Annotated in this window: 18 protein-coding genes; 15 read left to right on the top strand and 3 right to left on the bottom strand. The window is 45.4% G+C overall.

Going from position 1 to position 22,060, the window contains the following annotated elements:
- Window positions 1-430 precede the first annotated feature (430 nt).
- Both ileS and CCC70_RS08135 read left to right on the top strand, forming a co-directional pair.
- The gene (ileS, locus tag CCC70_RS08140) at window positions 431-3,595 is read left to right on the top strand and encodes an isoleucine--tRNA ligase (RefSeq protein ID WP_186582565.1); all 3,165 of its coding nucleotides are present in this window, start codon (window positions 431-433) and stop codon (window positions 3,593-3,595) included.
- Window positions 3,595-6,057, top strand: a complete 2,463-nt coding sequence (locus CCC70_RS08135; protein ID WP_059086602.1) for a glycogen/starch/alpha-glucan phosphorylase — start codon at window positions 3,595-3,597, stop codon at window positions 6,055-6,057. Before ileS ends, CCC70_RS08135 begins: the two co-directional genes overlap by 1 nt.
- A gap of 99 nt (window positions 6,058-6,156) precedes the next feature.
- Here CCC70_RS08135 and CCC70_RS08130 read toward each other — a convergent pair whose 3' ends face one another.
- Window positions 6,157-6,651, bottom strand: a complete 495-nt coding sequence (locus CCC70_RS08130) for an HD domain-containing protein (protein WP_270390937.1) — start codon at window positions 6,649-6,651, stop codon at window positions 6,157-6,159.
- Between the two features lie 288 nt (window positions 6,652-6,939).
- Here CCC70_RS08130 and CCC70_RS08125 point away from each other — a divergent pair, with 288 nt between their 5' ends.
- The 3 genes from CCC70_RS08125 (at window position 6,940) to CCC70_RS08115 (ending at window position 11,771) form a co-directional block, all read left to right on the top strand.
- Entirely contained in the window at window positions 6,940-7,503 is a 564-nt protein-coding gene (locus tag CCC70_RS08125) for an HD domain-containing protein (RefSeq protein ID WP_270390938.1), read from the top strand.
- Between the two features lie 73 nt (window positions 7,504-7,576).
- The gene (locus tag CCC70_RS08120) at window positions 7,577-8,236 is read left to right on the top strand and encodes a hypothetical protein (protein ID WP_270390941.1); all 660 of its coding nucleotides are present in this window, start codon (window positions 7,577-7,579) and stop codon (window positions 8,234-8,236) included.
- Window positions 8,237-8,471: 235 nt separating this feature from the next.
- On the top strand, window positions 8,472-11,771 hold the full coding sequence (locus tag CCC70_RS08115) for an Ig-like domain-containing protein (protein ID WP_270390943.1): 3,300 nt from the start codon (window positions 8,472-8,474) through the stop codon (window positions 11,769-11,771).
- Between the two features lie 71 nt (window positions 11,772-11,842).
- Here CCC70_RS08115 and CCC70_RS08110 read toward each other — a convergent pair whose 3' ends face one another.
- On the bottom strand, window positions 11,843-12,388 hold the full coding sequence (locus CCC70_RS08110; protein WP_015526390.1) for an NADH peroxidase: 546 nt from the start codon (window positions 12,386-12,388) through the stop codon (window positions 11,843-11,845).
- A gap of 107 nt (window positions 12,389-12,495) precedes the next feature.
- Window positions 12,496-12,900, bottom strand: coding sequence for a Fur family transcriptional regulator (locus CCC70_RS08105; RefSeq protein WP_015526389.1), 405 nt, complete (start codon window positions 12,898-12,900; stop codon window positions 12,496-12,498).
- A gap of 381 nt (window positions 12,901-13,281) precedes the next feature.
- Between CCC70_RS08105 and CCC70_RS08100 the strand changes: the two genes are divergently transcribed.
- From CCC70_RS08100 to CCC70_RS16700, 10 genes are all read left to right on the top strand, one after another.
- Entirely contained in the window at window positions 13,282-13,875 is a 594-nt protein-coding gene (locus CCC70_RS08100; RefSeq protein WP_022426572.1) for a DUF3793 family protein, read from the top strand.
- Window positions 13,876-13,905: 30 nt separating this feature from the next.
- The gene (locus tag CCC70_RS08095; protein WP_059086608.1) at window positions 13,906-14,331 is read left to right on the top strand and encodes a flavodoxin; all 426 of its coding nucleotides are present in this window, start codon (window positions 13,906-13,908) and stop codon (window positions 14,329-14,331) included.
- Between the two features lie 252 nt (window positions 14,332-14,583).
- Window positions 14,584-15,339 (top strand): threonine/serine exporter family protein, encoded by a 756-nt coding sequence (locus CCC70_RS08090; RefSeq protein WP_021653091.1) that lies wholly within the window; start codon window positions 14,584-14,586, stop codon window positions 15,337-15,339.
- 89 nt (window positions 15,340-15,428) lie between these two features.
- Window positions 15,429-15,932, top strand: coding sequence for a threonine/serine exporter family protein (locus tag CCC70_RS08085; RefSeq protein ID WP_015526384.1), 504 nt, complete (start codon window positions 15,429-15,431; stop codon window positions 15,930-15,932).
- A complete protein-coding gene (locus tag CCC70_RS08080) occupies window positions 15,905-16,114 on the top strand; it encodes a hypothetical protein (RefSeq protein WP_138276935.1) in 210 nt (69 codons plus the stop codon). The genes CCC70_RS08085 and CCC70_RS08080 overlap by 28 nt, the downstream gene beginning before the upstream one ends.
- A 418-nt stretch (window positions 16,115-16,532) precedes the next feature.
- On the top strand, window positions 16,533-18,500 hold the full coding sequence (gene metG / locus CCC70_RS08075; RefSeq protein ID WP_118626311.1) for a methionine--tRNA ligase: 1,968 nt from the start codon (window positions 16,533-16,535) through the stop codon (window positions 18,498-18,500).
- Between the two features lie 12 nt (window positions 18,501-18,512).
- The gene (gene moaC / locus CCC70_RS08070) at window positions 18,513-18,992 is read left to right on the top strand and encodes a cyclic pyranopterin monophosphate synthase MoaC (RefSeq protein WP_059086610.1); all 480 of its coding nucleotides are present in this window, start codon (window positions 18,513-18,515) and stop codon (window positions 18,990-18,992) included.
- Window positions 18,992-19,981 (top strand): GTP 3',8-cyclase MoaA, encoded by a 990-nt coding sequence (gene moaA / locus CCC70_RS08065; RefSeq protein ID WP_270390955.1) that lies wholly within the window; start codon window positions 18,992-18,994, stop codon window positions 19,979-19,981. The genes moaC and moaA overlap by 1 nt, the downstream gene beginning before the upstream one ends.
- Before the next feature lie 3 nt (window positions 19,982-19,984).
- Entirely contained in the window at window positions 19,985-20,473 is a 489-nt protein-coding gene (locus CCC70_RS08060) for a MogA/MoaB family molybdenum cofactor biosynthesis protein (protein ID WP_173733157.1), read from the top strand.
- Between the two features lie 374 nt (window positions 20,474-20,847).
- Window positions 20,848-22,056, top strand: a complete 1,209-nt coding sequence (locus tag CCC70_RS16700) for a TatD family hydrolase (protein ID WP_330577151.1) — start codon at window positions 20,848-20,850, stop codon at window positions 22,054-22,056.
- The last annotated feature ends 4 nt before the right edge of the window (window positions 22,057-22,060 follow it).

Raw genomic sequence — 22,060 nt, 5'->3', positions numbered from 1 at the left:
ATGGTGGGAGCCTGGGACGAGTAAATATGGCGGAATATCACTCCTGAGCTTCAGTTCCGAAGTTGTCCGGCAGCAGCCGGAAGAATATCTGATATACAGATGATCATTAAGTAAGAACTGACGGATTTCCTCCGTTACAGGGAACATATATCGGCAGATACAAAGAATTGTCCGCCATGAACAGACATGGAACAACAGCCCGCGCCATAACACAGAGCATAAGAACACAGCAGAAGACGCAGGGATCTGGACACAGGCCCGTATAATGTAACAGGTGGTACAGCGAATCAGACTTCGTCCTTTTACAGGATGGGGTCTTTTTTTATAAGTGCCCGAAGCATTGGCACGAACAGGTATCTGTGAAGAAACAATCCGCTGTGGCCTTACAGATGAGGCAGCAGCCAGTAATCAGACACAGGAGGTAAATATTGTGTATCGTAAAGTTGACACGAATCTGAATTTTGTTGACCGTGAAAAAGAAGTCGAGAAATTCTGGAAAGACAACAAGATTTTCGAAAAGAGTATGGACAGCCGTAAAGAGGGCGAGACATACACATTCTATGACGGACCGCCTACCGCAAATGGTAAGCCACATATCGGACACGTTCTGACACGAGTTATCAAGGATATGATCCCGAGATACCGTACAATGAAGGGGTACATGGTTCCGCGAAAAGCAGGATGGGATACTCACGGACTTCCGGTTGAGCTTGAGGTTGAGAAGAAGCTTGGCCTTGACGGCAAGGAGCAGATCGAGGAGTACGGAATGGAGCCGTTCATTCAGCAGTGTAAGGAGAGCGTATGGAAATACAAGGGAATGTGGGAGGATTTCTCCTCTACCGTTGGTTTCTGGGCTGACATGGAGCATCCGTATGTAACATACGACAACAATTTCATCGAGTCCGAGTGGTGGGCGCTGAAAGAGATCTGGGAAAAAGGTCTCCTTTATAAAGGCTTTAAGATCGTTCCTTATTGTCCACGCTGCGGAACCCCTCTTTCCGCACAGGAGGTTTCTCAGGGCTACAAGACTGTTAAAGAGCGCTCTGCGATCGTACGTTTCAAGGTTGTTGGTGAGGACGCATACTTTCTGGCATGGACAACAACACCGTGGACACTTCCGTCCAACGTTGCACTTTGTGTAAACCCGGATGAGATCTACTGTAAGGTAAAAGCAGCAGACGGCTACACCTACTACATGGCAGAGGCACTTCTGGACAAGGTTCTTGGCAAGCTTGCAAAGGATGATGAGCCTGCATATGAGATCCTTGAGAAATATAAAGGAACAGACCTTGAGCGCAGAGAATATGAGCCGCTTTTTGCATGTACAGGAGAGGCAGCAGCAAAACAGCACAAAAAAGCTCATTTCGTAACCTGTGACAACTACGTTACCATGAGTGATGGTACCGGTATCGTTCATATCGCACCTGCATTTGGTGAGGATGACAGCCGTGTCGGACGTGAGTATGACCTTCCGTTCGTACAGTTCGTAGACGGACAGGGTAACATGACCAAAGAGACACCATACGCAGGTGTATTCGTAAAGAAAGCGGACCCGATGGTCCTCACAGACCTTGATAAAGAGGGCAAGCTTTTTGACGCGCCGAAATTCGAGCATGATTATCCGCACTGCTGGAGATGTGACACACCGCTTATCTACTATGCACGTGAGTCCTGGTTCATCAAGATGACTGCAGTAAAGGATGATCTGATCCGTAACAACAATACTATCAACTGGATTCCGGAGAGCATCGGTAAAGGACGTTTCGGTGACTGGCTTGAGAATGTTCAGGACTGGGGTATTTCCAGAAACCGTTACTGGGGAACACCACTGAACATCTGGCAGTGTGAGTGTGGACATATGGAATCCGTAGGAAGCCGTCAGGATCTCTATGAGAAGAGTGGTGACGAGCGTGCGAAGACCATCGAGCTTCACCGTCCATACATTGATGATATCACCATGAAGTGTCCGGATTGCGGCAAGACTATGCACCGTGTACCGGAGGTAATCGACTGCTGGTTCGATTCCGGAGCAATGCCTTTTGCACAGCATCATTATCCATTTGAGAATAAAGACCTGTTCGAGCAGCAGTTCCCGGCAGACTTCATCTCCGAGGCTGTTGACCAGACAAGAGGATGGTTCTACTCCCTTCTTGCTGAGTCCACACTGCTTTTCAACAAGGCTCCGTATAAGAATGTAATCGTTCTGGGACATGTACAGGATGAGAACGGACAGAAGATGAGTAAGTCCAAGGGAAATGCCGTAGATCCGTTTGACGCACTGAACAAATACGGCGCAGATGCGATCCGCTGGTATTTCTACATCAACAGTGCTCCATGGCTTCCGAACCGTTTCCATGGCAAGGCAGTTGTAGAGGGACAGAGAAAGTTCATGAGCACGCTGTGGAACACCTACGCATTCTTCGTACTGTATGCGAACATTGACAATTTTGATGCAACTAAATATACTTTAGATTACGATAAGCTTCCGGTTATGGATAAATGGCTGCTCAGCAAGCTGAATACCATGGTGAAGACTGTCGATGCGGATCTTGATTCCTACAAGATTCCGGAGGCTGCAAGAGCACTCCAGGAATTTGTTGACGATATGAGTAACTGGTATGTAAGAAGAAGCCGTGAGCGTTTTTGGGCAAAGGGCATGGAGCAGGATAAGATCAATGCTTACATGACACTTTACACAGCACTGGTAACAGTTGCCAAGGCTGCAGCTCCGATGATCCCGTTCATGACTGAGGATATCTACCAGAACCTTGTAAGAAGCATTGATGCAGACGCTCCAGAGAGTATCCATCTTTGCGATTACCCGGAGGTAAACGAGGCATGGATCGACAAGGATCTTGAGGCAAACATGGAAGAGCTTCTTGAGATCGTTGTTCTCGGACGTGCATGCAGAAATACCGCAAACATCAAGAACCGTCAGCCAATCGGAACCATGTATGTAAAAGCTGAGAAAGCTATGGATAAATTCTACACAGATATCATCGCAGATGAGCTTAACGTAAAAGAAGTGAAATTCGCAGATGATGTAGAGTCCTTCATTTCCTACAGCTTCAAGCCGCAGCTTCGTACAGTAGGACCGAAATACGGCAAGCTTCTGAACGGCATCCGTACCGCACTCTCCGAGATCGATGGAATCGCAGCAATGAAAGAGCTGAGAGATAATGGTGTTCTCGTTCTTGACATTGACGGAAACAGAGTCGAGCTTGCAGAGGAAGACTTATTGATCGAAACAGCCCAGAGCGAGGGCTATGTGACAGAGACAGACGGTGAGACATCCGTTGTCCTTGATACAAACCTTACACCTGAACTGATCCAGGAGGGCTTTGTCCGCGAGATCATCAGCAAGGTTCAGACCATGCGTAAAGAGGCTGGTTTCGAAGTCATGGACAAGATCATTGTCTATGCAAAAGATAACGATAAGATCATGGATATCATGAAAGCAAACCAGGATGAGATCAAACGTGAAGTACTGGCAGAAAACATTATTCTGGGAGAAGCAGAGGGTTACACCAAGGAGTGGAACATCAACAAAGAGGCTGTAACACTGGGAGTATCCAAAGTACAGGAGGAAAATTAATGATTGACAAGCAGTTTGAGAAAGAGGAATTCAAAAAAAGTGTAAAAGAAAACGTAAAATTCCTTTATCGAAAAACACTGGAAGAGGCTACACAGGAGCAGATCTTTCAGGCTGTAAGCTACACTGTGAAGGACGTGATCATTGACAACTGGCTCAAGAGCCAGAAGGCGTATGAAAAACAGGACCCGAAGATCGTATATTATATGTCCATGGAGTTCCTTATGGGCCGTGCCCTTGGAAACAACCTGATCAACCTTGGTGCATACGGCGAGGTTAAGGAGGCTCTTGAGGAGCTTGGACTTGACATTAACTGCATCGAAGACCAGGAGCCGGATCCGGCTCTTGGAAACGGTGGACTCGGAAGACTGGCAGCATGCTTCCTGGATTCTCTTGCAACTCTGAACTACTGTGCATACGGATGCGGAATCCGTTACCGTTATGGTATGTTCAAGCAGGAGATCCGTGACGGTTATCAGGTAGAGGCACCGGATAACTGGCTGAAGAACGGCTATCCTTTCGAGCTCCGTCGTCCGGAGTATGCAAAAGAGGTTCATTTCGGCGGATATGTACGCGTTGAGTGGGATCCGGTGAAGAACGAGAATAAATTCATCCATGAAGGATATCAGGCAGTTAAGGCTGTTCCTTACGATATGCCGATCACAGGTTATAACAACGATGTTGTAAACACACTTCGTATCTGGGATGCAGAGCCGATCGTAGACTTCAACCTTGACTCTTTTGACAAGGGTGATTATCACAACGCAGTAGAGCAGGAGAACCTTGCACGTACTATCGTAGAGGTGCTTTATCCGAATGATAACCATATGGCAGGTAAAGAGCTTCGTCTGAAACAGCAGTACTTCTTCGTATCTGCCAGCCTTCAGGCAGCGATTGCCAAATACAAAAAAACACACGACGACATTACCAAGCTTCATGAGAAGGTTGTATTCCAGATGAATGATACTCATCCGACAGTTGCAGTTGCAGAGTTGATGCGCATTCTTATCGATGAGGAAGGTCTTGGCTGGGATCAGGCATGGGATATCACAACAAAATGCTGTGCTTACACCAACCACACCATCATGTCCGAGGCACTTGAGAAATGGCCGATCGAGCTGTTCTCCAGACTGCTTCCGCGTGTATACCAGATCATCGAGGAGATCAACCGTCGTTTCATTCTTGAGATCCAGCAGAAATATCCTGGAAACTTCGAGAAGATCAAGAAGATGGCGATCATCTATGACGGACAGGTTAAGATGGCTCACCTTGCGATTGTTGCAGGCTACTCTGTAAACGGTGTTGCACGCCTTCATACCGAGATCCTCAAGAATCAGGAGCTGAAGGATTTCTATGAGATGATGCCTGAGAAGTTCAACAACAAAACAAACGGTATCACACAGAGACGTTTCCTTGCTCATGGAAACCCGCTTCTGGCTGACTGGGTAACAGACAAGATCGGACCGGACTGGATCACAGATCTTTCCCAGCTTTCCAAGCTTAAAGTTTACGCAGACGATGAGAAGGCTCTTCAGGAGTTCATGACCATCAAGTTCAAGAACAAAGAGCGTCTTGCAAAATATATCCTGGAGCACAATGGTGTTGAGGTTGACCCGCACTCTATCTTCGATATCCAGGTTAAGAGACTTCATGAGTACAAACGTCAGCTTCTTAACATCCTGCATGTGATCTATCTGTACAACCAGATCAAGGCACATCCGGAGATGGATTTCTATCCAAGAACATTTATCTTTGGTGCAAAAGCTTCCGCAGCTTACGCACGTGCAAAGAAGATCATCAAGCTGATCAACTGTGTGGCAGATGTTGTAAACAATGATGCTTCCATCAACGGCAAGCTGAAGGTTGTATTCATCGAGAACTACCGTGTATCCAACGCTGAGATCATTTTTGCGGCAGCAGATGTTTCCGAGCAGATCTCCACAGCAAGTAAAGAGGCTTCCGGTACAGGTAACATGAAATTCATGCTGAACGGTGCTCCGACACTTGGAACCATGGATGGTGCTAACGTTGAGATCGTACAGGAGGTTGGCGAGGAGAATGCATTTATCTTCGGTATGAGCTCCGACCAGATCATCAACTATGAGAACAACGGCGGTTACGATCCGGACTTCATCTACAACACAGATCCGGAGATCCGTCAGGTACTGATGCAGCTGATCAACGGAACCTTCTCCAGTGATACAGAGATGTTCCGTGACATCTACAACTCACTTCTCGACAAACGCAACATGCCGAGACCTGACCAGTACTTCATTCTTGGCGACTTCCGTTCCTATGCAGAGGCACAGAAGCGTGTTGAGGAAGCATATAAGGATGAGAAACGCTGGGCTAAGATGGCACTTCTCAATACAGCATGCAGCGGTAAGTTCACATCCGACCGAACTATCCAGGAGTATGTAGATGATATCTGGCATCTGGATAAGGTTATTGTGAAAGAGAACTAAGATATAGAAAGTAATCTGCAAAGTATTACCATAAAATAAATTTCCACACAAAAACAGGGCGCGTCAGAAGTGGCGACGGCCCTGTTTTTTGTGTGGAAATTATGCCGGATTGATGACGATCCGGTTCCGCCTGGCCAGTGCAATGGCGATATGGCAGCCTTCCGCGATGGCGCAGGCTTTATCGGCAAAGCTGATGATCCAGGCTTCCTTATTGCGTGGAAGAGGTCCCAGAGGGAACATATGTGAGAGTATCGCATCCAGCTCTCTGTCTGTGACATCAAAGTGTGCGGCACTGTTGTCTGCGGCAGCCTTCGGGTGATAAAACGCCTGATGCTCACCGGTCGGTGTCTCCGCCCTGAAGTCATAGGGACAGAAATCGTGGAGAAGTCCTGCCCTTGCGGCGGCTTTCTCGTCACATCTCAGCTTCCTGGCAATGAACCAGGAGAGGTAAGAAACATTGATACTGTGCATGAGCCGTGTGGTCCACTGGTGGTGGGTGTACAGGCTCAGCTTCAGGAACTCTCTGTTACAGAGGATGTTCTTCACAAGCGCATGATATTCCTGTGAGACCTCATCCGACACCGTGATATCCATCGGCAATCACCTTCTTTCTTTTGTTTATAATTTCATTATGACGATTATGGAGAAAAATGCAATATGGTTTATAGTTTTTTTAGAAATTAGCTTGGACAAATTTATTTGGGATGGGAAATGTCAGCGCGCAGAAGTAAGGAGAATGTTTTTTGGGGGTCTGTTCTTTGGGAAATTATGGTATAGTAAAGTGAAAACGCTATAACGGTTTTATGGACAGCTATATAAGATAGGCTGAAAATAGCTGATTTAGATGGTTGACATAATAAAAAGAAGAGGAGCGTAATATATATGAAACCAGAAAAACTGATCGAAGTACTTTCCGTTGCAGAGCGGTTAAAGGATGCAGTGCGTCATAGTTATACTTCCGGTGGCAGGCGGGAGAGCGTTGCAGAGCATTCCTGGAGGATCACGTTGATGGCATATTTTGTCAGTGATGAGTTTCCTGAGGCAGATCTTCTGAAAATTATGAAAATGTGCCTGATCCATGATCTGGGAGAAGCTTTTACCGGTGATATCCCGGCCTTTGAAAAAACGGATAAGGATTCGGAGAAAGAAGCCGATGTGCTTGGAGAATGGGTGAAGACTCTGCCGAAGCCCTTTGATAAAGAAATGGCTGAGCTTTATCAGGAAATGGAAGAGCAGCAGACTCTGGAGGCCAAGATCTATAAAGCTCTGGACAAGCTGGAAACCCTGATCCAGCACAATGAATCTGATATTAAAACTTGGATTCCGCTGGAGTATGATCTGCAGATGACCTACGGAAATGAGCAGGTGAAATTCTCAGAATATCTGACGGAGCTTCGCGCAAAGGTTCGGGAAGATAGTGTACAGAAAATTCAGAAAAAACATTGATGAAGATGAAAAACTCCTGTATACTAATATGTACGGAATAAGTCCAAAATGCTTATAAAAGGGGGAAAAAGTAATGAAAAAAGCAGTAAAGAGATTATTGGTGTTATTTCTGGCACTTACATTTATCGTGACAGATCTTGCAGTAGCACCGGTCACAGCACAGGCGGCGGGTACGCTCAAATTTAACAAGTCTATTGCTCTTATGAAAGGCGGGGAAATCGGATATGGAATCATAAATTCCGTCAGATCCGACAAAGTTCTGGGACTGAAATCCAGTAATACCAGTGTGGTATCAGTAAGAAAAATGCCGTTTCTGGGTGATTATACCATTACGCTGAAGGCAAAAAAAACAGGAACATCTATTGTATCCTTCAAAGTAAAAAGAAAGAATGGAAAAACATATTCTTTCAAATCTAAAGTTACGGTACATAATTATACAAATCCGTTAAACGTGTGCAAATTCGGAAGAAAAGATTATAAAAAATCCTTTGATAAAAAGACCATGGTCCCGGTTGCAAAAGGTTATCCCAGAAAAGCAAAAGTATGTATCACTGCAAAGAAGGGCTACAAGATAGTTGCAATCTATTACAGTGAACACGGAACCGGAAGACAGAGAAAGATCAAAAATGGAAGCACAGTCATTTTGGATGGAGAACATTATCTGCAGATATTGTATAAGAATACCAGCAAAAATTATGTATCATCGGTATATCTGGATGGATATAGTATGTAGAGATGATGAAAAAAAAGGAATCGGGGAGGCCGGTTCCTTTTTTGGTGATTTCAGAACATCTCTGAGTGCTGGTATTTCAAGGCTTTTTGGAATGTTTTTATTTGCTTTATATTAGCACACTGGGTGATTTTTTAGGAGTATATTTTTTTAAACCAGTAGAAGGAAGAATATGATAGCCAGTGCTTCAGTGAATATAGTATAATTATGGCAGAAAAAACGAAAATGGGAGAATCATATGAAGAAAAAGAGGATTGCAATGCTTTTGGTCGCAACACTTACGTTTTCACAGAGTATGGGCGCGGTCATACCGGTAGCAGCTGAGGAACTGACAGCAGATACCGGACAGGAAACTGCAGAGACAGAAGAATCAGAAGAAATAGTTCAGGAGAACGGTGGTTCGGAAACAACAGGGGAAGCAGCTTCAGTGCCTGATCTGGAAGACGATGAGGAATTAAGTCTTCAGGATGATGCAGAGAATGCGGAAGAAGAAATTGCAGAAGAAGAAAACGTATCAGAAACTACGGAGCTATTCGGGGATAACACCGAAAACCAGGAGGCCTTCAGTGACGGTTCAGAAGCTGGAGGGTCTGCCGCAGCAAATGAACAATATCAGCTTAATCTGATATTTGAAGGTGCCAGTGGAGGCCAGGATTTACTGCCGAACAGCCGTGTCAGGATAAAATCCCGTCTGGTTGATACAATTGGCTATAGTGATGTTTCTGCATATGAATTGAAAGTTGCTCCGGTAACGGGTGGAAATGGTGTCAAAATGGCAGACGTATCATTAGATGGCCAGGATATTGTGCTGGATGTTTACAATAAAACCGGAGACGCCAGAATTTCCGCAACGGCATTCATAAATGGAACTGAAGTGGCAAAAAGGGAATTTGGGGTTAACATCAGTGAGTATGTGATCCTGCCGGAAAAAATCACAGATACAAGTGGTAATGAAATCAACCTTGAAGTAGGTCAGCAGCTGGATATAGCAAAAGACATGAAACCACAGCTTGTCCGTTACAAAGATGGAAAAGGAGACCCAATTCCGTTAACAGGGGACAATTACAAGATCGTCATGTCACAGACAGGTCCTGGAGGTGAAGAATTTCGTGATTATGATGCAGATGGCCTGAAATGGATAGAGGTTCCGGGACAGGATCTTCCAATCCTGGAGAGAACAACAGAGAATTCTACATGGTTTGCACTTTTGGCTATGGAGAGATTAGAAAATGGAGACTGGCATTATATTACCCGACATTATTATGAGCTTAATCCTTTGAACAACAGCGATTATGACAATGGTCATAACGATGACAGCGAAGAGAAAAGCTCCTACAGACTGGTATATGATTATCAGGATACGACAGGAAACGGAGCCATGCTGCCGAACAGTCAGATGACAGCTACCACTTATCTGGAGGACAAAACAAAGGATTATCAGAGAGTAGATGATTATAAACTGGAAATCCTGGAACAGTCAAAGCTGGCAGATATTTCAGTTTCTGCAGATGGAAAAAAACTTGTTATTAAATCTGGCAATAAAACCGGTCAGGGCTGCTGTTACATATCTGTACAGATACCGGATGGAAAAGGCGGATACAAAGAAGCCTTCAGAAAAGATATGTGGTTCAGCGTCAGTGAGTATGTGATCCTGCCGGAAAAAATCACAGATGCAAATGGAAATGTAATTATTCCTGAAGTAGGCCAGCAGGTAGACATTGTAAATAACATGAAGCCGCAGCTTGTCCGTTACAAAGATGGAAAAGGAGATCCGATTCCGGTAACAGGAGATAATTATAAAATCGTAATATCTTCATGGACAGATGAAAGTACAGGCACAGTGTACCATGATTATGATACAGACGGCTGGAAATGGATCGATGTTCCAGGTCAGGAGCTCCCAATCCTTGAGAGAACATCAGGATATGGTACATATTTTGGGCTTACTGCAATGGAAAAAAGTGCAGATGGAAACTGGCACCAGATTGCAAGACGGATGTATGAGCTGGATACTTTGCCCGGTTATAATGGCGATGACAGTGGAAACTTCGGTGACAGTGGTCATGACAGTGATGATAGTGAGGAAAAAAGCTTTTATAATCTGACATACGATTTGGAAGGCACAGCAGGAAATGAAGCCATGCTGCCGAACAATGAAACGACCATTGTGACAGACATACTGGATAAAACCAGTGGCCAGCATCCGGTAAAAGATTATAAGCTGGAAATCATAGAACAGTCAAAACTGGCAGAAGCTACAGTTTCTCCGGATGGAAAGAAGCTTATAATTAAATCCAACGATAAAACCGGTGTTGGCTGCTGTTATGTAGCAGTAAAACTTCTGGATAAAACCGGTGAATATAAAGAAGCCTTCAGAAAAGATATATGGTTTGAAGTCAGCGAATTTATGCTGTTACCGGAGAATCTGACAGATAAGAATGGAAAGCTGCTTAATCCGGCTGTTGGAGAATCCATTAATCTCGCCAATTTAAAAGTAAAACTGGTTCAGTATATAAACGGAAAAGGTGATCCCGTTGAGATTACAGGAAATGATATAAAAATCGTAGTGATGAGCTGGAAGGATACAGAATCCGGTAAACTGCAATATGATTACGATGATGAAGCATGGAACATGCAGAAAGTTTCCGGCCAGGAGCTTCCGATCATGACGAGAAAGTCCGATGATAATACAAGGCTTGCACTGTCTGCCATGCGAAAAAACAAAAACGGGGAGTGGGAGCGGCTTGTAAGAAAACATTTTGAGATTGGAGAAAACAGTTCAAAACACAGTCACAGCTGGAAAGCAGTAAAAACTGTTCAGGCAACCTGTACGTCAAAAGGAAGCAGAACCGATAAATGTACTTCCTGTGATGGTGTAAGAACCGTAACACTTCCGGCAAAACATACCGCTGTAAAAGATGCAGCAGTTGCAGCGACAGTATTTAAAGCAGGAAAGAAGGAAGGAAGTCATTGTAAAGTATGTGGCAAAGTGCTCAGAAAACAAATTACAGTTGCCAAACTGAAACCGACGATTTCCCTGACTGCATCTTCCATGAAAATGAAAGCAGGTCAGTCTACCACTGCATTTAAAGCAGCCGGACTGGCGAAAGGTGATTATGTTACAAAAGTGACATCCGGAAATACAGGAATCGTAAAAGTATCTTCTGTGACAAAGAAGGGAACTTTCAGACTGACAGCAGGTAAAAAGGCAGGAAGTACTACAGTTAAGGTTATTCTTGCAAGCAAAAAGTCAGCATCTTTTAAAGTTACCGTACAGAGAGGAGCAGTAAAAACTTCGAAAATTACTGTAAGCACTAAATCTGTGACACTCAAAAAAGGAACTACTTACCGTAAACTGGCATCTTCAGTTAAAGTCACTCCTGTAACCAGCCAGGAAAAAGTTACATACACATCATCCAACAAAAAAATCGCGACAGTAACATCCGGTGGTGTGATCAAAGGTCTGAAAAAAGGAACCGCAACAATCACAATCCGAAGCGGCTCAAAGAGGACAACCTGTAAAGTTACAGTTAAATAAAAATTGTACGAAAAAAGGGGGAATCACTTCTGTGATTCCCCCTTAAAAAATCCTTATTTTATGCGGATTTCTTATTTGCCGAAATATCTTTTAAGCAGACCAGCGAATGCTTTTCCGTGTCTTGCCTCGTCCTTAGCCATCTCATGTACTGTGTCATGGATTGCGTCAAGGTCAGCTGCTTTCGCACGTTTTGCAAGGTCGAATTTACCTGCTGTAGCGCCGTTTTCAGCCTCTACACGCATCTGAAGGTTCTTCTCTGTGCTGTCTGTTACAACCTCACCAAGGAGCTCTGCGAATTTAGCTGCATGCTCTGCTTCCTCGTAAGCTGCTTTCTCATAGTACATACCAACTTCCGGATATCCTTCTCTGTGAGCAACTCTAGCCATTGCAAGATACATACCAACCTCAGAGCACTCGCCCTCGAAGTTCGCTCTCAGATCTGCAAGGATGTCCTCGCTAACGCCTTTAGCTACACCTACAACATGCTCAGCTGCCCATGAGAGCTCGCCTTCCTGTTTCTGGAATTTAGAAGCTGGTGCTTTACATACTGGACAGGCTTCCGGTGCCTGCTCGCCTTCATAAACATATCCACATACTGTACATACCCATTTAGCCATAGTAATGATCTCCTTTTCTTTTTTGAAATATATTGTTTGTTTTTGTTTCTTCTAAATTAATAATAGTAATTATTACTATTTTATGATACCATGTGATCTTTGTTTTGTCAAGCTTGTTTTTCTTCTTTTTTCAGGCATTCCTTGCAGATTCCATAGAAGCTTGCATCTACGTCAAAGACTTTTCCGTGGATAAATTCTGCAGCTGCCTGTTCAAGAATTCCGTTAAGGCTGTCTGACTGCATATCGATCACCCGGTTGCATCTGGTACACATGAAATGTGAGTGTGGTGCGACCCTTCCATCGTAGCGATCCGCGCTTCCGAAATTGGTCAGCTTCCGGATCTCACCGATGTCACTGAGAAGAGAAAGATTACGGTAGACAGTTCCGAGACTGATGTTCGGGTAGATCTGTCGAAGATTCTCGTATACTGTATCTGCCGTTGGATGATCTGTTCTGGATCTCAGAAATTCCTTGATGGACTCTCGCTGACGGCTGTATTTAAGTGCTGCCATAATGTTTCCTCCTATCAGTAATAGTAATTATTACTGATATTATAATACATGACAGAGGGAGGTTTGTCAAGAGGTTTAGATATGATTATCCTGAAATATTTTCATTTTATGAGTTGGATGTAAATGAGTATTTTTACGCTGCAGGTGTAGGAGATATTTGCAACCCTGCAGAGGACTTACTTGATTCGGTTAAATGGTGAGAACTGGTAGTCGGATGTCTGACAGAGTGTTTGTTATAAGGAATATTGTGTCCTTAATGATAGGATTTTATCAGTAAAAATTCTCGGTGAAAATTTATAAAAATAAGTTGACAGAGACTAACTTTGGTAGTATATTTACAACAGTTAGAGAAATCTAACTAATATGTAAAGGAGAATGCAAATGACTTGTGAAAAATTTGAATCTGTCATGGGTTATCATTGTTCCCCTGTATTAATGGGAATGAAACCGGCGAATCTTGTTTCCTTTTCCAAGGAAAAAATGCCGGAGCTGCCGGAGATCATTTCGGATTATGAGGAGAGTCTTGAACGGGAAGGCATCCGTATGGAGATCATCTGTGGATGCAGGAAGCATTATCTTCTTCTGGTGTACCGGCCGGATATGCTGCAGGAATATCTTAAGCAGGATGAAGCCAGGAAACTTTTGCTTCAGGATGGGTATAATATAGATAGTTCTTTGGATGAGATGATCGCCCGTTTGAAGGAGAGATTTTTTCATAAGACGGAGTTTCCTCATGAGATCGGACTTTTCCTGGGTTATCCCATTGAAGATGTGAAGGGCTTCCGGAAGTTCGGAGGCAGTGGCTGCAAGATGTGTGGTTACTGGAAGGTTTATGATGATGTGGAGCAGGCTCGCAGGATTTTTGACAGCTACGATAAGTGCCGGGAGTTTACTGCGGCGCAGATCCGTGCGGGGTATTCGATTTTGCAGGTTGTTGGTATGAAGCATCTCTGTACATCTCAGATGTGCGTATAATATAAAGTTTAAAAACAGGAGGTTTTTGAGATGAGCAAGGTAGGAATTATTTACTGGTCTTCTACAGGTAACACAGAGGCTATGGCGCAGGCTGTAGAGGAAGGTGCCAAGGCTGCCGGTGCGGATGTTGAGATTATGGAAGTGGCTGACGCGGATGTGGATAAAGCGCTTTCTTTTGATGTTCTGGCTCTTGGTTGTCCGGCAATGGGAGATGAGGAGCTTGAGGAGGGTGAGTTCGAGCCATTCTTCTCTGATCTGGAAGGCAAACTTTCCGGTAAGAAAGTTGCGCTTTTCGGTTCCTATGACTGGGGCGACGGAGAGTGGATGAGAACATGGTGCGGCAGAGCAAAAGACGCAGGCGCAGAGCTTGTTGATGATGAAGGACTCATTGTAAACAACACACCTGATGATGAAGGACTTGCAGCTTGCCGTGAACTTGGCGGAAAACTTGCATAAGATCTATTAGATTTCAAATAAATAAAAACTGAGCAGAGCATTGGATTTTCAAACACAAACACCGTCCGGACAGAAGGGATAGATATCTTTTTTGTCCGGGTGGTGTTTTATTTTGAACGAAAATATCTGCTTATTACTTTGAGAAAATATAGAAGAAATGAATATTAAGACAAAAAATCCTTGTTGATTTTAATATTTACGTGTCCTAAAATAGATAAAAATGAAATAAAGCAGGAAAGTGAGGGATGCCGGATGACGCGGGAGGAAGCGGAACAGTATTTATATTATGCGATGACAATTGGTGAACAGCTTCTTTGCTGCGGAGCAGAGGTTGGACGTGTGGAAGATACCATACGGCGGATCTGCCTGGCATATGGAGCCACCCGGGCAGATGTTTTTTCTATCACATCCAGTATTGTGACGACTATTTATGGAGAGGATTTCGGTATTTGCACCCAGACGCGGCGTGTGCCGGGAATGTCCAATGATCTGGGACGGCTGGATGACCTGAACCAGCTTTCCAGATACATCTGTGAGTATCGGCCGAAGCCGGAGGAGATCCAGAAGGGGCTGGAAAAGATCCGGGATAAACAAGGATATTCTTTTAAAACGCAGATTTTGATCTATGCTGTAATTTCAGGTTCTTTTTCCGTGTTTTTTGGAGGAGATGTCAACGATATGATTGCTTCTGCGCTGATTGGTATCGCCCTGAAGCTGTTTGAGGCTTTTGTAAAAAAAGGTGCATTAAACTCGCTACTGACAGTGCTTCTTTGCTGCGGAGCTGGCGGAGTACTTTCCAATCTTACAGTTCTGATCGGGCTTGGACATCATGCGGATCTGATCAGTATCGGAAATATCATGCTTCTGATACCGGGAATTGCATTTACCAATTCATTGCGTGATATGTTTTCAGGAGATACCATTACAGGTTTGATCCGATGTATGGAGGCACTTTTGCTGGCATTGGTCGTGGGCCTTGGTTTTACGGTGGCGAATCTGTTGTTTTAACCGAATCAGGGAAGTTCTCTTGAAGGTTGCGAAAAGCAATAAGCAGTGAATGAGGAGTTTAGATACTGCATCAATTGTGGAGTAGCGAAATGCAGCAGATGATGGGAGTATTTGAGAGTAGTTATGATTTTATTCAGGAGGAAAATATGCGGGAAATCATACAGCTGGTCGTATCCTTCACAGGATCCCTCGGCTTTGCGGCATTATTTAATATCCATGGAAAAAAACTCTGGTTTGCGGCATTGGGTGGATGTCTGTCCTGGGCTGTATATCTGGCAGTAGAGTTCATAACGCCAAGTCCGTATGTGTGCGGTTTCTGGTCAACAGTAGCTATTACTTTGTATGCAGAATGTATGGCAAGAATTCATAAAACGCCGGTAACTGTATTTCTGGTTTCTGCGACAATTCCGTTGATTCCGGGAGCAGCACTTTACCGGACAATGAACTGGATGTTGATGAAGGACTGGGCAAAATTCCAGAAAGACGGAATCTATACGATCCTTTTTGCGGTGAGCATGGCAGCAGGAATGACGCTGACAACCATTGCGTTCCGGATGGCGTGGCGGTGGATGTACAGGCAGAGGAGAATGTAATACAGTATCGAAATTCCCCGTTTACAAACCATCGGAAATGTGTTACGATTTTCCCATATGGAAAACTCATGGAAGAAGAGAGTACATGTGTACACCGTACTACAGGGAAATCCCCGGAGGACTTTTTAGATGCAGGCTGTGATGTAGTTGAGGTCATAGATCTGCAGCAGGGTGAATGGTGAAGGTTCACTTTATGCAGGAGTTCTGAGACTGAGAGGGATGTGCAGGCGCAGATGGAAGATGGCTTCGGAGAGGCATTGCTGAACCGGTTTAAACGCGATAAGCGAAGTGTGAATGTCCGATTTAACGGACACCGGCAGGCAGTGACAGGACCGCCTGTTATAGCGGAAGGGTATAGAGCTTGCTGTACCTGATGAGGTTTTTGCCGCGAGGCAGGAACGAAAAGAAGTGGTAACACGGGTAATAACTCGTCTTCTCATATCGTTATGGTATGAGAAGGCGTTTTTTTATGTCGCTGAGAATTACTTGGTAATCTTCCAATGTCCCCGGACAGGAATTTTCCTGTTCTGACGGAATATATTTTCAGTCCGTTATGAGTAAGTACACAATTTATTTTTATATTTATGGAGGAAAGAAAAGATGGAAAAGCAGAGATATTATATCAGCACTGCCATTGCGTACACATCCGGTAAACCGCATATCGGAAATACCTATGAGGTTGTTCTTGCGGATGCTATCGCACGTTTTAAAAGACAGCAGGGTTATGACGTATATTTTCAGACAGGTACTGACGAGCATGGCCAGAAGATCGAGCTGAAGGCTGAAGAGGCTGGTGTTACACCGAAGGAATTCGTAGATAACGTTTCCGGCGAGATCAAACGTATCTGGGATCTGATGAATACATCCTATGATAAATTCATCCGTACAACAGATAAAGACCATGAAGAGCAGGTCAAAAAAATCTTCAAAAAAATGTATGCAAAGGGAGATATCTACAAGGGTCATTACGAAGGAATGTACTGTACACCATGTGAGTCCTTCTTTACAGAGTCCCAGCTTGTAGACGGTAAATGTCCGGACTGCGGACGCCCATGCGTACCTGCTAAGGAAGAGGCATATTTCTTCAAAATGAGTAAGTATGCAGACAAGCTTATTGACTACATCAACACACATCCGGATTTCATTCAGCCGGAGTCCCGTAAAAACGAGATGATGAACAACTTCCTTCTTCCGGGACTTCAGGATCTTTGTGTATCCAGAACATCCTTTAAATGGGGAATCCCGGTAGATTTTGATCCGAAGCATGTTGTATATGTATGGCTGGATGCTCTGACAAACTATATCACAGGTATTGGTTATGACTGTGACGGAAACAGCAGCGATACATTCAACAAATACTGGCCGGCAGATCTTCATCTGATCGGAAAAGATATCATCCGTTTCCATACCATTTACTGGCCGATTTTCCTGATGTCTCTGGATCTTCCGCTTCCGAAACAGGTATTCGGACATCCATGGCTGCTTCAGGGTGATGGAAAAATGAGTAAATCAAAAGGAAATGTAATCTATGCAGATGAGCTTGTTGAGTTCTTCGGTGTAGATGCTGTCCGTTATTTCGTACTCCATGAGATGCCATTTGAGAATGACGGTGTGATCACATGGGAGCTGATGGTTGAGAGACTGAATTCCGACCTTGCAAACACACTTGGAAATCTTGTAAACCGTACAATTTCCATGTCCAACAAATATTTTAACGGAGTCGTTGAGAATAAGAATGTTACTGAGCCGGTTGATGAGGATCTTAAGAACTTCATCCTTCAGGTTCCGAAGAACGTTTCCGCAAAAATGGACAAGCTTCGTGTTGCAGATGCTATCACAGAGGTATTCTCTCTGTTCAAACGCTGCAACAAATATATCGACGAGACAATGCCATGGGCACTTGCAAAGGATGAGACAAAGCAGGATCGTCTTGCAACAGTTCTCTACAACCTGGTTGAGGGAATCTGCATCGGCGCATCTCTTCTGAAATCCTTTATGCCGCGTACAACAGAGCGTATTCTTGTACAGCTCAACGCAAACGAAAGAACTCTTGAGGAGATGGAGCAGTTCGGTCTTTATCCTTCAGGAAACCGCGTAACCGACAAACCGGAGATCCTTTTTGCGAGACTTGATCTGAAAGAGGTTCTTGAGAAGGTTGAGAAGCTTCATCCGAAGAAAGAAGAGCCGAAGGAAGAGGCAGAAGAGGAGAAAACAGAGAACGTGATCGATATCGAGGCAAAGCCGGAGATTACTTTCGATGATTTTGAGAAGCTGCAGTTCCAGGTTGGTGAGATCATCGCCTGTGAGGAGGTTAAAAAATCCAGAAAACTTCTCTGCTCTCAGGTTAAGATCGGAAGTCAGGTTCGTCAGATCGTATCCGGAATCAAAGCTCATTACTCAGCAGAGGAAATGGTGGGCAAAAAGGTTATGGTCGTTACAAATCTGAAACCTGCCAAGCTTGCCGGAATCCTCAGCGAGGGTATGATCCTCTGTGCAGAGGATGCAGACGGAAATCTTTCCCTGATGGTACCGGAGAAAGAGATGCCTGCAGGCGCTGAGATCTGCTAAGTATAGACAGATATGGAATTGAATCATTTTGATAAAAATGGCAATGCTGTTATGGTGGATGTGTCCGACAAACCGGTCACTCACCGTACGGCAACAGCCACGGGTTCCATTCAGGTAAGCCCGGAGATCATGGCCGCGGTAAAAAGCGGAAATGTGAAAAAGGGTGATGTACTTGGTGTGGCCCGTGTGGCAGGTATCATGGGTGTGAAGCGTACTTCTGAGCTGATTCCCATGTGCCATCCACTTCCCATCCAGAAATGTTCCGTGGATTTTGAGACCGATGAGGATGCGGGAGTGATCCGTGTATTCTGCACGGTAAAAACAGAGGGAAAAACAGGCGTGGAGATGGAGGCCCTGACAGGTGTTCAGGTGACGCTTCTGACTATTTATGATATGTGCAAGGCAATTGACAAGCACATGGTCATGTCTGATATCCATCTGGAAGAAAAAACAGGAGGCAAAAGCGGAGATTTCCGTTTTGAGGAAAAATAATGATAGACAGGTGCGGAAGAAATATTGATTATCTCAGGATTTCCGTAACTGACAGATGTAATTTGCGGTGTATTTATTGTATGCCGGAGGAGGGAGTGCAGCATGTGGAGCGCTCCCTCATTTTGCAGGAAGAGGAAATTTTGAGGATCTGCCGGGTGATGGCAGAGCTGGGTATCCGGAAGATCAAGCTGACCGGCGGGGAACCGCTTGTACGGCCGCGGATGCCTCAGCTGGTGGAAAAACTGAAAAATATGCCGGGGATCGAGAAGGTGACTCTGACTACAAATGGTGTGCTTCTGAAAGATCAGATGAGTGATTTTTCCCGGGCGGGGCTGGACGGATTGAATATCAGCCTGGATACGCTGGATGAGGCCTGCAGCAGGCGGATCACGCGGCGGGATGAACTGGGGCGGACGCTGGAAGGGATTTCGGAGGCAATGAAGTATCCGGAGATTTCGCTGAAGATCAATTGTGTGCCTCTTGGGATCCCGGAGCAGGATCTTTGCCGGGTGGCGCTTTTTGCCAGGGATCACAGGGTGCATGTGCGGTTTATTGAGATGATGCCCATTGGGATGGGAAAAGAATTTCATGGGGTGTCGGAGGAGGAACTGCTTCGGATCCTTGGGGAAAAGCTTCCGCGGTTTTCGCCGTATGTTGGGGAGCCCCTTGGGAATGGACCGTGTCATTATTATGATGTGGATGGTTTTTCCGGAAAGATCGGGTTTATCAGCGCGGTGAGCCATAAGTTCTGTGGGGAGTGTAACCGGATCCGGCTGACTTCTCAGGGCTTTTTGAAGACCTGTCTGCAGTATGCGGCGGGAAGGGATCTTCGGGAGGTGATCCGCAGTGGTGGTTCGGATGAGGTGCTGAAGGCTATGATTCTGGAGGCTTTGGCGGAGAAACCGGACGGGCATGCTTTTGGCGTAGGCCTGGAGAAACAGAAGGATGATAAGACGGAGAAGCTTTGTATGGCTCAGATCGGAGGTTGAGTGATGAAGAGAGTTGCTGTGATCACTTCTAGTGATAAGGGTTACAGAGGAGAGCGTGAGGATCTTAGTGGTCCTGCTGTGAAGGAGATTATGGAGGCGGCCGGGTATGAGGTTGTTTCTGTGGATGTTTTGCCGGATGACCGTGGGATGCTTGGAAGCCGGATGGCTGAGATCGCAGATCGGGGGCTTGCGGAGCTGATCCTGACTACGGGTGGTACCGGGTTTTCTCAGAGGGATGTGACGCCGGAGGCTACGGAGGATGTGATTGAGCGGCGTGTGCCGGGGATTCCGGAGGCGATGCGGGCGTTTAGTCTGACGATCACGAAGCGGGCGATGCTGAGCCGGGCTACGGCCGGGATCCGGAAGGGGACGTTGATCGTTAACCTGCCGGGGAGTCCTAAGGCTGTCAGGGAGTGCCTGGAGGTTATTATTGAGGCGTTGGGGCATGGGATTGAGATTTTGACCGGCGATGCTGGAGAATGCGGACGGTAGTGTGTGGTGTATACTTAGACTAACGAACGGACGTCCAACGGAGGCAGGGCCAGTACGGTGACACGCTGCGCGGCCTGTTCGGCTGCGTCGCTGATTTGCTGCCATTCGCGCCAACTCGCCTGCGGCTCAAACAGGGCGCTCGGTGGCAGCAGCTATACTCGCCTCTCGACGGCCGCTCCGCTAACGTCACCGTACTGGCCCTGCCTCCGTTGGGCTGGCTGTTGGATGTGGTAGGTTTTATGATTAAAATTCATCTCCAGCGATTCATAATTCCTGAGGATTGAGAGTTACATGTGGTAGGTTTTGGAAATCAATATTGCTGGTGTGATATAGGAATAAATTTGGTAATGATGTGTGATTAATAGGAGTTTGCTATGGGAAAAGTACTTGCGGTTTGTATCAGTGAGAAGAAAGGAACACAGAAGAAGAATGTCGGGTCTGCGGTTTTTGTGGAGGACTGGGGGCTTGAGGGGGATGCTCATGCTGGGAAGTGGCATCGGCAGGTGAGTCTTCTTTCCGGTGAAAAGATCGATGCATTTCGTGCAAAGGGCGCAGAGGTTGAGGATGGTGCTTTTGGTGAGAATCTGGTTGTGGAAGGGATTGATTTTGCAAAGCTTCCGGTTGGCACCAGATTTCGCTGTGGTGAGGTTGTGCTGGAGCTGACTCAGATCGGAAAGGAGTGCCACAATGGCTGTGCCATTTTTCAGAAGATGGGTGAATGTATCATGCCCCGAGAAGGTGTGTTTACAAGAGTGCTGAAAGGTGGAAAAGTTTCCGTCGGTGACGAGATGACTGTGGATAAAGCTATGATTTTTGATACCCATGCACATTATGATGATGAGGCTTTTGATGAGGATCGTTCTGACATACTGGATAGTATGCAGGAGAACGGGATCGGACATATTGTGGATGTGTGTGCTTCTGTGGGACATTTTGACCGGGTTTATGATTTGGTGGAGAAGTATCCTTTTATTTATGGCGCAGTAGGTGTTCATCCGGATGATGCGGATAAGGTGGATGCAGCAGTTCTGGATGAGATCCGCAGATATTGCGACATGGAAAAGACTGTGGCTGTAGGTGAGATCGGCCTGGATTATTACTGGCATAAGGAGAAGGAGGAGCATCTTCTCCAGCAGAAGGTATTCCGCCAGCAGATGGACATTGCCCGTGAGAAAAAGCTTCCGTTTATCATTCATAGCCGTGACGCTGCGGAGGATACGTTGAATATCGTGAAAGAATATATGAAGGACGGGATGTATGGCGGGGTTATCCATTGCTTTTCCTATAGTAAGGAGATTGCAAGGGAGTATCTGAATATGGGACTTTATCTTGGAATCGGCGGAGTGGTTACTTTTAAGAATTCCCGGAAGCTGAAAGAGGTGGCAGAGTATGCGCCGCTGAATCAGATCCTGCTTGAAACTGACTGCCCCTACATGGCACCTGTGCCGAACCGTGGAAAAAGAAACAGCTCCCTGTATCTGCCGGAGGTTGTGAAGACGATTGCGGAGATTAAGGGAATCAGCTGCGAGGAGGTTGTGGCTGTGACGGAGAGTAATGCGTTGAAGGTGTTTGGGGTGATTTGAGAAT

The organism is Blautia sp. LMAG:89, from assembly GCF_008679485.1.
GTDB lineage: Bacteria > Bacillota > Clostridia > Lachnospirales > Lachnospiraceae > Blautia_A > Blautia_A fusiformis.
The sequence above is the reverse complement of the archived record's forward strand: the minus strand, read 5'-3'. Positions and strand labels throughout refer to the sequence as shown.

Coding starts and splice junctions, on each gene's coding strand:
- CCC70_RS16700 (WP_330577151.1), top strand. CDS start 20,848: ATGGGAAAAGTACTTGCGGTTTGTATCAGTGAGAAGAAAGGAACACAG.
- CCC70_RS08135 (WP_059086602.1), top strand. CDS start 3,595: ATGATTGACAAGCAGTTTGAGAAAGAGGAATTCAAAAAAAGTGTAAAA.
- CCC70_RS08130 (WP_270390937.1), bottom strand. CDS start 6,651: ATGGATATCACGGTGTCGGATGAGGTCTCACAGGAATATCATGCGCTT.
- CCC70_RS08105 (WP_015526389.1), bottom strand. CDS start 12,900: ATGGCAGCACTTAAATACAGCCGTCAGCGAGAGTCCATCAAGGAATTT.
- moaC (WP_059086610.1), top strand. CDS start 18,513: ATGGAATTGAATCATTTTGATAAAAATGGCAATGCTGTTATGGTGGAT.
- CCC70_RS08090 (WP_021653091.1), top strand. CDS start 14,584: ATGACGCGGGAGGAAGCGGAACAGTATTTATATTATGCGATGACAATT.
- moaA (WP_270390955.1), top strand. CDS start 18,992: ATGATAGACAGGTGCGGAAGAAATATTGATTATCTCAGGATTTCCGTA.
- CCC70_RS08115 (WP_270390943.1), top strand. CDS start 8,472: ATGAAGAAAAAGAGGATTGCAATGCTTTTGGTCGCAACACTTACGTTT.
- CCC70_RS08125 (WP_270390938.1), top strand. CDS start 6,940: ATGAAACCAGAAAAACTGATCGAAGTACTTTCCGTTGCAGAGCGGTTA.
- CCC70_RS08085 (WP_015526384.1), top strand. CDS start 15,429: ATGCAGCAGATGATGGGAGTATTTGAGAGTAGTTATGATTTTATTCAG.
- metG (WP_118626311.1), top strand. CDS start 16,533: ATGGAAAAGCAGAGATATTATATCAGCACTGCCATTGCGTACACATCC.
- CCC70_RS08060 (WP_173733157.1), top strand. CDS start 19,985: ATGAAGAGAGTTGCTGTGATCACTTCTAGTGATAAGGGTTACAGAGGA.
- CCC70_RS08100 (WP_022426572.1), top strand. CDS start 13,282: ATGACTTGTGAAAAATTTGAATCTGTCATGGGTTATCATTGTTCCCCT.
- CCC70_RS08110 (WP_015526390.1), bottom strand. CDS start 12,388: ATGGCTAAATGGGTATGTACAGTATGTGGATATGTTTATGAAGGCGAG.
- CCC70_RS08120 (WP_270390941.1), top strand. CDS start 7,577: ATGAAAAAAGCAGTAAAGAGATTATTGGTGTTATTTCTGGCACTTACA.
- CCC70_RS08095 (WP_059086608.1), top strand. CDS start 13,906: ATGAGCAAGGTAGGAATTATTTACTGGTCTTCTACAGGTAACACAGAG.